Below are 13,405 nucleotides of genomic sequence, written 5' to 3' on the forward strand. Positions count from 1 at the left end.
GTCTATTAGAATTTTAAGGTAAGGTTCATACCCATGGTGCGGGTAGAGGGGAACTGAGCGAGTTCTACACCCGGGGTGAGTGTCCCGTTATTGAGGTTTCCCCCTTCAGGATCGAACCCAGGAAACTTGGTAAAATTGAACAAGTCCCTGCCGAATAGGGCTAGGCTGGTTTTTTGTACCCCTAGCTTTTCCAGAAATGCTGGAGGTAGGTTAAACTCCATACGTACCTCTCTGATTTTCAAAAATGAGGCGTCAAATGTATTCGTTTCGGCATTCGAAGACTTATAATAATTGTCGTAATAAGAGCTAGCGGGGACATTTTTGGTGTTGGCTACGAAGCTTCCATCGGCTTGTTTTACCACTCCCACTCCTACAATACCTTCGTCACGTCCCGGAAGCGTTACTTTCGTTTTTCCTAGGGTATTGCTTTTGTGGTTGGTATGGGAGTACATGTCCCCACCCATTTGGCCGTCCAATAGGATACTCAGGCGTACATTTTTAATTGTAAATTCGTTGGACCAGCTCGCTTTCCAGTCGGCAAAAGCATTCCCGACTTTTTTGGTGGTTGGGTCAAGATCGGCAGGAAGTCCGGCCGACGAATAGATGATCTGACCGTCTGGGGAACGTTGGAACCCACGACCATACATATCACCCATACGGCCCCCTACGCGGGCTTCAATTAACAGGGTGGAACCGTGGGCATAGATCACCTGGTTGGTAATACCCGAGGCTAGTTCTTTTACATAGCTTCTGTTTCGGGACCATAGTAAGGTGGTGTTCCAGCTAAAGTTTTTAGTGGTCACTGGCTTTCCGCTGAGCTTTACTTCTACCCCACGGCTGTTGATTCGGCCTGCGTTAATCAGTGCATTCGAGTAGCCCGACACCGGATCCAAGGGGATGGCTAGTATCTGATTCCGACTGTTGTTATTATAATAGGCCACGTCCAAACCCACGAGGTTTTTTATCAATCTGATATCCATTCCAAACTCGTAACTAGAGGTGATTTCGGGTTTTAGCTGAGCGTTGAACAAGGTACCGGGATTGGTAAAGCTATTCCCATATATCTTGTCGTAGTAGCGGTCGGTCTGGTAGGGACGGGTATCGTTACCCACTTGCGCCCATGATGCCCGTAGCTTAGCAAAGGAAAGGGCAGTAGGAAGCGTAAAAATTTCATTTAACAAAAAGCTAGAACTTACCGATGGGTAGAAGAAAGAGTTATTGCCATAGGGCAGCGTGCTGGACCAGTCGTTACGTCCCGTAATGTCGATAAACACTTTTTCGTCATAGGAAAATTGAGAAGCGGCATATACACTATTGATGGCCTTCTGTGACTTTACCGGGTCGGCCACGGCCTGGTCGAGGCTATTGGAGATTTGATAAATGCCAGGCTGGGCCAGGTTGTCGGCATACATCCCCGCAAAGTCATAGGACTGGCGCATGGCATTGGCCCCCGCTGATACCGATACATCGATAAGCCCGGCGATCTTATCGCGATAGCTTAGTAGAAAGTCGGTATTGGATTCGTAGTTGAATACATTTTGCTCCCTATACATACCCTGAGGAAAGCGGGTCATGCTAAAAGGACGCTGCTGAGAGCGAAATTCATAGGCCATATCCAGTCCGGTACGCACCTGAAGATCTAGCTTGTCGGAAAGTTCATAGCTGGCCGATACATTCCCGATGACTCCATGTTTGTTCATTTTATTGAGCATTTCGTACATGCCCAAATAAGGATTGTCGGGGGTGGGGTTGAACGGGCTTTTTTGTTGGACCCCTTCAAGGCCCGGTTCCCAGTAGGGCTTAAACCACTCGGGCCTAATGCTCGGCGTAGTTCCTAGAATCAGGAAATACATCAGTGACTGATTATTGTACCCGGCTATGGGTAGGTTATCGCTTTTCTTGTTGGTATAGTTGACCTTCCCATTGATTTTTAGTCTTTTTGATACCTGCTGGCTTACCGATAGGGCCGCATTCAATCGTTCAAAACCAGTGTTGGGGATGATCCATTTGTTTTTCATATGCGTTAGCGACATCCGAGCCGACCCTTTTTCGCTCCCACCTTCTATGGACACACTATTCGAAAAAGTGGTTCCAGTCTGGAAAAAGCCAGATATATAATCCTTATGCGCCACCCAAGGTGTACGTTCTGTAGGGCGACCGTCTGCTGCGTCGGGGTTGTACTGGAAGTACATTTGCCCGTCAAACTTAGGTCCCCAGGCCCTACCCGCCGCAACGGTTGTAGAAGTATTAGGACCATCTTCACTGTCTAGATAGGAATAGTATTGGTTGGTTCGCCCTTCTCCATATTCAAATTGGTAGTCAGGGTAGCGGTTAATTTGCTCTATACTGAAATTGGAGTTTACCGTAACTCCTAGGCCGTTGTCCTTACGAGCCCCTGACTTGGTAGTAATAATAATGGCACCGCCCGAAGCACGGCTACCATAGAGTGCTGTGGCGCCAGGACCCTTCAGAACCGTTATTTTATCGATATCGTCGGGGTTGAGATCGGAAAGGCTGGAGCCATAATCTACCGGACTGTCGGCAGAAAGGTAGGAGTTGTAGCCCGTCCCCGTTATTTTGCTGCTTACGGGAACCCCATCGACGACGATCAGGGCTTGGTTGTTATCTAAGTTGAGCGACGATTCTCCACGAAGTGTAATCCTCGAGGATCCCATGGGCCCAGCCCCTGCACCTTGAATGTTAAGACCTGCCACCTTGCCCGAAAGGGTGTTCACCCAGTTGTTGGACTTGGCGTCTTTTACGGCATTTTCGTTGACGGTCTGAGCGGCAAATCCTAGGGACTTCTCCTCCCGCTTAATTCCTAAGGCCGTTACCACCACTTCGTTGAGTAGCTTGGTGTCGGGTGCCAGGGTTACGTCAATCACCGAGCGATTGCCTATGGGCTGTTCCTGCGATAAAAAGCCTATGGCCGAAAAGATAAGGGTGGCCTCTTTTGTTGTAACCTCTAACTTATACGTTCCGTCTACAGCGCTGGTAGTTCCCTGAGTAGCACCTTTTACCAAGATGTTAACACCGGGCAAAGGGCCTTCTGTGGCCGCGGTAACCTTACCGCTGATGATGATGGATTGTGCAGACAGTTGCATAGACCAGCAAAGTCCGAGCAGTATTTGGATAAATACTGGTAGTAACCGTAATTTCATATGGTATGAGTTATTTAGTGAGTAGTCCAGGTTGGCACGAGGCGTACTGGCCCTTTTTTAGGATTGCAAAAATAACTGAGAACTGTGGGGTGAATTTTAACAGTATATGATGCTACTATGAATTAATGTGTGGCTTGGACACATTAATTTAATTATGAAGTAATAATGGGGAATAGCCTATTTCTGGCTTTTTGAAGTGCTGGGAGCATCCCAATTAATCTGGCGTTCTATTATTATTCTGATTGACAGGTTTTTGTATTTATGGGTGTTTTGGCGAGGTGTTGTTCATAGAAGGAGCCCTTGTTACCTAAATATTGTTCCGCATCGCCTCGGTCCTTGTATACGTCCTTCATGAGCTGGTATACATTGGGGTAGCGGTCGTAGGGCATGGGTTTGAAGGTAGTAAGGGAAGGAGCCAGGGTTTTTATCAGCACATTGTCTTTGAGCTGATGAACATAGCTGCTCATCTGGAGGATCATCATGAATACGGCTAGTGCATACACCCCTAAGGTGAGCCGACTTTGGGGCCAGCTCTTGTGGGTCAACATGGTATCGAAGGCCCTTAATAGTACAATGATCAGGATGAGGAAGATGGGGATTTGGGTACGGTAAAACCAGTCATTATGATACCCCATTCGGTAGGTCGAGAGCAGCACCAGCAGGACGAATAAGGCCTTTATAAAACCTACGGGCAGGAGCCGCTGCCGTTCCCACAGCGACTGTAGGATATAATAGTAGAGCAGCAGGTCCAGGCCTAGGCCCAGCACATAGTACAAAAGTGCATCAGCGGGGGGATCGAAGCTCCAGATCCACCCTTTGATGGTAGAGCCGTTGGCCGATAGGAAATATCCAAGGGTAGGGAGTATCAACAAGGCGGGCAACAGGAAATTTGGGATGCTGGTCCAGCTCCAAAGTTCCTTATAGTTCCGCTTCCCTATATAATGATACCCGCATAGGCCTGCGTAAAGGAGCGTAAGGGTGATAGAAGGGAATATGGCCCATATAAAATTGAGTGTGATAGGAAAGGCCATGGTGGCGATACGCTTCCTAACGAATACAGCGTCGAGTAGCATGCCCGTGAGGATCATAGTCCCTATGAGCTGGTTGGGCACATAGCTGGAATGTTGGATTAGGCCATTGATCACCGGTCGGTAAATAGGAATGGAAAGCCACTCCGTATTCCTAAAAAACAGGTAGAGGATAAACCCTAGCCCCCTGATCCAGAAGAGGGCAAAAAGTGCCCATTTTCTTCGGTTGATGAGCAGATATACCCACGATAGTCCCAGGAAAAAACCTAGGGCGGTCCACAGATAAATGACCATGGGGCTCAGCTGCCCCGACAGCTTGGCCACAAAGGCCGGAAACAGATAGTAGCCGAAGTAATAGCAGGCAAATCGGCCAATTTCGGGGAAATACGTCGGCCAGGGATTTTTATAAAGGTCGTAAAATTTGGCATTATGGGCGAAAAAATCACTTTTCTGGTCACTGAATCCACCTGCTCCCGAGAAAAATGTCCATACCAAGGCGAAAAGCGCCAAAAATAGCACTTCTCTTTTCTTGAAATAACTTTTGGGGCTGTCGTGAGGGATGAACTCCCGGCCTAGTAAAAAGCAGTAACCTACTACCAACAGGATCGCATAGGGTTGTCGAAACCATCCGTAGGAGAATAACACATTGGGAATGAGTAGATAAGCAATACTGAGTAAGCGTAGTAGTGTAGTGTGCATAATAGACGGTGAACCGGTAAAAGCTTCGACCGAAATTAGTAAATTCATTTGGATGGCAGAAGCTAATTTAGAAAGGAAAATCACTGAAGTTTGGTTGCGCTATACCTTCTACCCAATGTTCAAAATAATTTCCCTATTTTAGGAAGCTCATATTCACTCCTCAATTTGACATGCATACTACTCAACCCAAGAATGAACTACTGAAGATTTTAGGTGTAGGATTCGGCGTGGCCGTTACGGTGGGTGGGACCATCGGAACGGGGATACTCCGTAAGCCAGGTCCCATTGCCGAACAACTGGGCGATCCATGGCTGATCATGGGCCTATGGCTCGGAGTGAGTATCTATGCCTTACTAGGAACACTCTGTGTGATAGAGCTAGGTACTTCGATTCCTAAGGCCGGAGCTTGGTACATTTATGCCCAACGCGCCTTCGGTCCTTATATAGGTTTTGTAGTGGGGATTAACAGTTGGCTGGGGACCTGTTCGGCCCTGGGCTTTGGCGTGTATACCATGAGTGAGTATCTCACGCTGCTCGCCCCGGTACTCACGGGTTATGAACCTTATGTAGCGGTGGTCATTCTGCTGCTTTTAACTGCCCTGCATCAAATAGGCCTTTCTTTGGCCAGTGACGTGCAGAATATCATCAGTCTACTGAAAGGGTTGGGGTTGATTATATTTGTAACTGTATGTTTCGTATATGGGCAAGAGGTGAGTGTGACCGAGATTGGCGAAGCTACCAGCCGCATCGTGACCACAGGTAGCTGGTTGGCACCGGTTATATTTTCATTGCAGGCCATATTTTATACCTTCGACGGCTGGCATACGGCGGCCTATTTTACCGAGGAAGATCGTGATCCTACTAGGAACTTGCCGCGGTCTATGATGGGTGGCGTGTTGCTGATTATATTGATTTATTTGTTATGTAACCTAGCCATTCTGTATATATTGCCTATGGAAGTGCTGGCTACCTCCAAACTAGCTGCTGCAGATGCCGTCACGCTCTTATTTGGGGAGGCGTCGGGTAAGATGGTAACCACGTTCCTGTTGATATCAATCTTAGGGATCGTCAATGCCCAGCTTCTTTTTAACCCTAGGGTATTGTATGCCATGAGTCGAGACAGGCTGTTTTTTGCTGCGGGAAAGCGCGTCAATAAGGGGGGCACCCCTTCTTTTGCCCTAAACATCACTTCGGCTGTGGCGGTAGCCCTTATATTGGCCGGAAAGGAAACCAGTGAAAAGTTGTCGGATATTGCAACATTTTTCTTTGTGCTGAGTTACGTGTCGGCCTTTGCGGCTTTGCTGGCTTTGCGCCAGAAAGAGCCCGACTTGCCCCGACCTTGGAAGGTGCCGGTCTACCCCGTATTGCCCATTCTAATGCTTCTGTTATCGGTAGGCTTCCTCGTTGGGGCAGTGGCACAGGACCTATCCAGCAGCCAGTATGCGCTGTTATTCTTAGCGTTGAGCTATCCCCTGTACCGGGTGGTACGGAGGCTGAATGGATAGTGGAGGAATAGGAACAGCCCCCTATTACCCGATCCCTATGCTCCCTAGTACCTTTTGCTCACAAGCACCCTAGCCAGGTCAATAATATTATGAACCTTGGCTTTTCTGAAAATATTGCTTTTGGTGGTGCTAATCGTGGAGCTTCGACGGTTCAATTCCTTGGCGATTTGTGAGGTGCTTAAGCCACTGATAAGATGGGTGGCCACCTCAGCCTCCATTTTAGTGAAAAGCTTCTTGAGTCGTTTCTGGCGTTCCAAATCTTCTATAATCAGTAGGTAGGCTAAGTCGGAATTAACATAAGGAATTCCCTTTGCTAGAGCCGTAAGGCAGGCCTCTAAATCCTTTTGATGGAAACTCTCGTATAAAAAACCCCGCACCCTATTTTTTAAACAAAGGATAATAAAATCTTTTGAACGGTTGTTGTCATAAATCACGACACGGCTGGAAGGGCAATATTGCATGAGTTGGGAACAGGTGCTGAATATCTCTAAATCGGAAATTCCTTGTCCCGCCATTAAAATGATATCCGGATAGATGCCCGGATACAACATTTCAAGTTCTTGACAAGTCTTTGATTCTAATATTTCGAAGGAGCCGTGGAGGCACATCAGACTCGCTTTGACACCTTCCCTGAACATGGGCCGAGAATCTATGATGGCGATAACTTTAATGTTGTGGTGGGATAGCACTTCAGTCATAAGATAGAAATTGTTTGCTAAAAATTCTATTATAAATCGCAAGGTTTATTATCTTTTGGAAACTTATGGTTTGCTATTTTGTCAAAATCCGTAGGTAATCCTGTCTGTAGAGCTTTAAAGGGCCAAATCAGTATTTATTCCCCTGGTTTTATCATGTAGACTTGGGTCGTAGTTGTTGGACGAGGATGGGCTCCCTTCTATCGACAGCATAATTTATAGACTATTTTTTCTTAAATAAAATACAATTATTTTGAAGTTTTATTCTAGTATGCAGTTTAAAACATTCGTTTTCTTGCTGTTTTGTTCGATGTTTGGTTTTGGTATCGGCGTTACCAATGGCCAAGTTTTTCAGCATGTCTCCGAGAAAGAAGGGGCTCCCAAAAGTGGTATCATGGCTGTGACTCAGGATAAAGACGGTTTTATCTGGTATGCTACTGCCAATGGGTTGTTCCGCTACGACTCGAGGGCGTTTAAAAGGTATGGCTTTGACGCTCAAAAGCAGAACTCCTTAAGCTCAGATTATCTAAGTTCCCTTATTTCAGATTCACGGGGTACCTTGTGGGTAGGATCATGGGGGGGGCTTAATCGCTATGATCCTACTACCGACACTTTTACCAGATTCCGACACGACCCCAAGAATCCTATGTCAATATCTTCAGACACCATATACAGTATGGCTGAGGACCGTCAGCACAGACTGTGGATAGGGACGTCTAATGGGTTGAATTGTATGGAAATGGTGAATGGGAAGGTCCAGTTTACCCGATATTTGCAGGGAACACCCTCCATTAGGGTCCGTGGCATTGCCGTAGGGGACGATCGGGAGCTGTGGCTGGCTACCCACGATGGGATGGTGCATATGAACCAGGATAAGCCAGTAGTCTATAGGTCCTCCGATAGCCGGACGGGGGCTAATAATGACTTTGGTACCATCTATAAAGACGCCTACGGGAATATATGGCTGGGGAAAACTAGTGGGGGACTCTTTCGGTTCGATAGGGCCAGTCGTAGTCTACAGATGATAGAGGACTTTAAAAATGCCGATGGAGATTGGCCTTGGGTAACCGCCATGCAACCCGACAAAAATGGTAAATTATGGATAGCGACTTGGACAGGGTTAACCCTTTACGATGTGAAATCCCGGCAAACCGAATGGTATGTTAATCATCCGGCAAACCCGTTGAGCCTGTCCGACGATACGATCTTGTCGCTCTTTAAGGACCGTCAAGGGGGACTGTGGATAGGAACTTATAACTTGGGGATAGACTATTTGAATACCCTAGCACCTGTGTTTTCGCGTTGGCCCTTTTATGTGGACAGTTACTCAAAAAATAGGTACTTGGATGGCTGGGGCGGCATTACCCCCAATCAAAAGCTATGGCTTTTGGCTAGGGACAAGAGCCAAATTATGCTGTTTGATCAAAGGACTCAGAAACGATCGACCGTGAATCTGGGTACAAATGTTCCTAATGGTACCAATTTTTTCTATTTGGACGACGACGATGTCATGTGGTATGGGGGCCAGTGGAATTTATATGGGTATCATATTCATACGGGTCAACTACAGCGTTATCGGTTTATAGATTCAAAAGACAATCCAGCTGGACATGGCAGAATTTACAGAATGATACAAGACAGCCAGGGAAGATTGGTTATGTGCGGATCCTTTGGAGTAATCGTTTTCGATAAAAAATCAAAAAGTTTTACAAACCTAAATTTAGACGACTTCATCATTACTTTATTTGAAGATTCGAAGGGCAATATTTGGTGTGGGACCAAAAATGAGGCTCTGAAGATATCTAAGGGCCTGGAACGAATCGAGCGCTATGAAATAGCGGTTCCGCAAAAGGTGGGCCTTGATGATGTGTGGCGTATTGCTGAAGACGGCTCTGGACGAGTTTGGCTGGTAACTTTATCTGGACTTATGCTGTTTGATTCGCAAAGTAAAAAATTCATCAAGCAACAGGTGCCGCTATTGGATAATTTGACGGACTTGCGGATTGATCAAAAGGGATACCTATGGCTGAGTAAGGAGTTAGAGTTGCTACGGTATCACCCCGACTTAGGCACTCTACAGGTCTATTCATCCAATGATGGGCTTCCCAGGAATGGTTTTTTGAATTTCAATTCTGCATACTCCGATAGGAATGGTATCTTTTATTATATCACCCAAAAGGAAATGTTTTCTTTTGATCCTGAACAGATCCAGACAGCCAATCGACCTGACTCAATAGTCATTACGGGACTTCATCTCTTCAATGAGATGGTACGAGTTGGGGATGAAACAGGCATATTACAGCGGGAAATTAGCCATGAGAAGGGGCTCGAGTTCCGTCACGACCAAAATATATTTACGTTGGATTTTGCATTGCTGAGTTTTGCACGCTCAGAAAGAAATAGGTATCGGTACATGTTGGAAGGCTTTGATAAGGGTTGGAATACCAGTACTATCACGTCTGCTACGTATATGAACCTTCCTCCCGGAGATTATACCTTTCGGGTGCAGGCAGCCAATGGTGATGGGTACTGGATGGAATCGTCCAGAGATCTACAAATTCGAGTTCTAAAGCCTTGGTGGAAATCTTGGTATGCTTACTTTGTTTACTTTATTTTATCAGCAACCATTGTTTATCTTTTGATACGGTTCTTTTGGCTTCGAACAACCCTACAAAAAGAGAACCAGCTCTACCAGGCCAAGTTAGATTTCTTCACCAATATATCGCATGAAGTACGTACCCACCTCTCCCTTATTGTAGGCCCCTTGGAAAAGGCCTATGGCCTGCTTCAAGAAGATACGACGGTAAAAAATCATATGCACCATGCCAGGAATAACTCCCATAAGCTTATGCAGCTGGTCAATGAATTATTGGATTTTAGCAAAATACAAAATAAAGAGTTGTCGCTTCAGGTGGCAGAATACGACTTGGTTAAGGTGATTAAGAACATCTTGTCCTCCTTTGAACATTTGGCAGAGGAGCGGCAAATCGCTACTCAGTTTATATATGCTCACCCAGAAATTAAGGTATGGTTCGACATGGCACAAATTCAAAAGGTTTTTTATAATCTATTGAGTAATGCCTACAAATTTACCCCTGAAGGGGGGCAGGTGGTTGTTAAGGTGTCCGAACTCTCTGGTGAGCTATTGATTGAGGTGATAAATACGGGTAGAGGAATAGCTCCTAAGGATCTGGAACGTGTATTCGATAATTTTTTTCAAGGCCACCAGCGCCAGGATGCTCAAACAGGGTATGGCATAGGGCTCGCTCTTTCAAAGGGGATTGTCGACAAGCACCAGGGCTCCCTGTCGGTGGAAAGTCGATATGAAGAACTGGATGAAAATGGAGAGACAAGCTTTGCGCTAAGGCTTAAAAAAGGGAATAGTCATTATACTAAGGAGCAACTGGATAATAATCAAGTTCGTTCGATAGCTGTAGAAACGGTAGGCCCTGAGAATGGAGCCCAAAAGAAATATACGGTATTGTTAGTAGAAGACAACGAAGAACTACGTGACTTTGAGTCGGCAGTGTTTGGCGAAGTGTTCAATATATTGGAGGCGGCAAATGGCAATGAGGCCTTAGAATTGGCCTACGAACATATTCCCGACTTAGTGCTATGCGATGTGATGATGCCCGAGCAAAACGGGATGCAAGTATGCAGCCAGTTAAAGGCCGATATGCGAACTTCCCATATACCGATTATTTTGTTGACGGCCAGAAGCGAAAGCTCCCAAGAAATGCAAGGGTTGATGGCCGGTGCTGATGACTATTTGGTGAAGCCGTTTGACTTGAATGTGCTTTCTTTGAAAATTAATAATTTGATCAAAGGAAGGGAAGAACTCCGACGCTACTACACCAAGGCCTTGTCTTTAGAAAAAGAGGACAACCTGCAAGAGGATAGCAATGGAATATTTATTGGTAAACTACGGGATCTGGTACTGGAGAATTTGACCGAACCCAATTTTGGAGTCAATGAAATGGCCGTTCAAATAGGGATGAGCGTGTCAGTATTGTATCGCAAATTACGGGTCCTGACCGGAATGACGGTCAATGAATTTATGAAAACGATTAAAATGAAGAAGGCCCTTCAACTCCTAGAATCAGAAAATATTAGAGTCAATGAGGTTGCCTTAATGATAGGCTATGAGGATGTTCGGTATTTTAGTAGGGAGTTTAAGAAGGTCTATGGAAAGAACCCAAGTGAGTTCCTTAGAAAGGATGTTTCTGCCTCGCAAGATGGCTTTCAGCTGTAGGTTGGATGCTATTAGCCGTCGGCTGTATGCAATAAGCTGTAGGCAATAAGCTATAAGCAATAAGCACAGCCCTTTGACTGCTCGGCGCACCGCAGCTGGCTGCGGGCCCAAAATCACCTCACTACCACCGCCTCTAGCTCTACATTTAAGGTTTCGAAGAGTCCTGCTACTTCTAGAACGGTGCTGGCTTGTTGGATACTATGAAGGTTAAGCCAGGCTTGAAGCATATCAAAGCAGCCAAGGAATTCCTCTGTAGAGGTCGTATAAATATTTAGACGAACGATATTGCTGCATTGGTAACCGGCCTCTGTAATGACTGTTTCGAGGTTATTTATGGTCTCTTGAAGCTGCGTTTTCATGTCGGCCCTACTCGATTGGCCCTCCGCATTGATGGCCGTTTGTCCCGATACATACAGGGTGGCCTCTGCCTGTTTTACCTCTACTGCCTGCACATAGCTGCGCTCGTTTTGCCATTCCCAGGGGTTAATCACTCTCTTTTCCATTTTTCTTTATTTGCTTACATGTGGTATCCGGCTTTGTGCCGTAAAAGATGCTACAAAGGTGCCACATGGAGGGAAGTTTTACCCGTGACTATTGTCACTATTTTAGGGATAGGTCATTTTCTATCGTATCGGTAGGCTAAAAAGATAGTCTGCTTAAAGTCTCTCGTGAGACCCCTAGATAAGCAGCAATCTGGGTCTTTGAAACCCTTTGAAGGAGCGCGGGATATTGGGCGATCAGCCGTTCGTAGCGCTCTTTGGCGTTGGTACTTAGCAAAGATATTACCCGCTGTTGGGCTCCGATAAAGCCCATATTGGATTTTTGAAGTAGGAACCTTTCCATCTGGGGAAACATATTGCAAATCTGCCAGTAATCGTCCAGGGAAAGGGCAAAGACCGTCGTATCTTCTAGGCATACCAAGGACATGGTTGCCTTGGTTTTCATAAAAAAGGCGTGAAAGTCACTCTCCCACCAGTCCTCCATGGCGAAGGACACAATATGCGCTGCAGCATCCTGATCGGTATACACCAATTTCAATAGTCCAGAAACGACATAATAGGCATTTTCTACGGGTTGAGTAGCAACAAAAATGTTTTCTCCTTTATTGAAAGTCTGAATGTGGAAGTGCCCCATGAGCCTGTCAAAATCCTCCTCTGACAGGGTGATACTTTTTTGAATGTGCTTTTTGAGAATTTGCTCCATAGTATGAAGTAAAGATAAAAATTAGAGAGTAACATCCTTTTTGAGAAACCAAAGTTTCAGCCAATCCCGCCTCGTGGATTTTGACTGATGCTTAATGGATTGAGTTTCTGTCGATTAAATGATGTATATTCAATGCCGTTTACTTAAGAACTAAAGTATTTTATAAGTCATATGCTACTTTCGCTTAGGTTTATGGGGTTGGACCTTTCTGGCCTAATGAGTTCTCTGGTTTTGTAGACAATATCATCAAAGGCCACTATCGCCTTTTTGAATTTATTTTCCAGAAAAAATTGTTATCTGGATCTTATGAAGCATGTCCAGAGCGGAAGTCCGGTTAATTTTCTGATTGTGTTTTCTGTTTGAATCCTGAGCATATTCAGACTTTACTTTTTCTTCAATGGGATGGGCGTAAATAGCGCAAAGCGTTATGGCAAAGAGCTTTTCGTGGAAATCCTGCTTACGGCTATGGCTGTTTTGCCTGAAAAATTCTCGAGTTCGGCCCTGCATTTTGTCATTTTGAAAGACACTTCCGCACTCCACCAGTGATGGTATAGTTCCTTAAACATTCCGATTGGAAATCATTTTTTTTCAGCAAAGAGGTGCATATTATTTCCGTTTCTCCTGTGACGAGTTCTACTTTTAAAAGCCTGAGCGTGATTTCTTGGCTTTCAGGCTCATGGCGGTCCGCCGCGCGGCCGATATGTTTTTGGGCAGTTTTCAGGTAATCTTTTCTCTTAAATGACGAGGCAGTTCACACCTAAAGACAGTGAACTTGTTTAAACTTTTTCTGCTTTGGCTATTTTCCTTAGAAAGAGCACCGAGAATGCCATAAAATGTAATGCTTTCCAATTCCTGGTCAGTT

The 13,405-nt window shown here is 45.5% G+C and carries 7 protein-coding genes; 2 read left to right on the forward strand and 5 right to left on the reverse strand.

Annotation, left to right across the window (positions count from 1 at the left end; genetic code table 11):
• Positions 1-5: 5 nt before the first annotated feature.
• Complete coding sequence (locus CLV98_RS19985; protein ID WP_109677296.1) at positions 6-3,161, reverse strand: SusC/RagA family TonB-linked outer membrane protein; 3,156 nt, start codon at positions 3,159-3,161, stop codon at positions 6-8.
• 233 nt (positions 3,162-3,394) lie between these two features.
• Positions 3,395-4,888, reverse strand: coding sequence for a hypothetical protein (locus tag CLV98_RS19990; RefSeq protein WP_146202313.1), 1,494 nt, complete (start codon positions 4,886-4,888; stop codon positions 3,395-3,397).
• Positions 4,889-5,058: 170 nt separating this feature from the next.
• Here CLV98_RS19990 and CLV98_RS19995 point away from each other — a divergent pair, with 170 nt between their 5' ends.
• A complete protein-coding gene (locus CLV98_RS19995) occupies positions 5,059-6,393 on the forward strand; it encodes an APC family permease (protein WP_109677300.1) in 1,335 nt (444 codons plus the stop codon).
• Between the two features lie 44 nt (positions 6,394-6,437).
• On the opposite strand, the gene CLV98_RS20000 is transcribed toward CLV98_RS19995, so the two are convergent.
• On the reverse strand, positions 6,438-7,091 hold the full coding sequence (locus tag CLV98_RS20000; protein WP_109677302.1) for a transcriptional regulator: 654 nt from the start codon (positions 7,089-7,091) through the stop codon (positions 6,438-6,440).
• A gap of 268 nt (positions 7,092-7,359) precedes the next feature.
• Between CLV98_RS20000 and CLV98_RS20005 the strand changes: the two genes are divergently transcribed.
• Complete coding sequence (locus tag CLV98_RS20005; protein ID WP_109677304.1) at positions 7,360-11,340, forward strand: hybrid sensor histidine kinase/response regulator transcription factor; 3,981 nt, start codon at positions 7,360-7,362, stop codon at positions 11,338-11,340.
• 113 nt (positions 11,341-11,453) lie between these two features.
• Here CLV98_RS20005 and CLV98_RS20010 read toward each other — a convergent pair whose 3' ends face one another.
• Together CLV98_RS20010 and CLV98_RS20015 are read right to left on the reverse strand one after the other, a co-directional pair.
• Positions 11,454-11,843: a RidA family protein gene (locus CLV98_RS20010; protein WP_109677306.1), complete on the reverse strand. Its 390-nt coding sequence runs from the start codon at positions 11,841-11,843 to the stop codon at positions 11,454-11,456.
• Between the two features lie 136 nt (positions 11,844-11,979).
• Entirely contained in the window at positions 11,980-12,543 is a 564-nt protein-coding gene (locus CLV98_RS20015; protein WP_109677308.1) for a Crp/Fnr family transcriptional regulator, read from the reverse strand.
• Positions 12,544-13,405: the final 862 nt, after the last annotated feature.

Source organism: Dyadobacter jejuensis, from assembly GCF_003149085.1.
GTDB classification, from domain to species: Bacteria; Bacteroidota; Bacteroidia; order Cytophagales; family Spirosomataceae; genus Dyadobacter; species Dyadobacter jejuensis.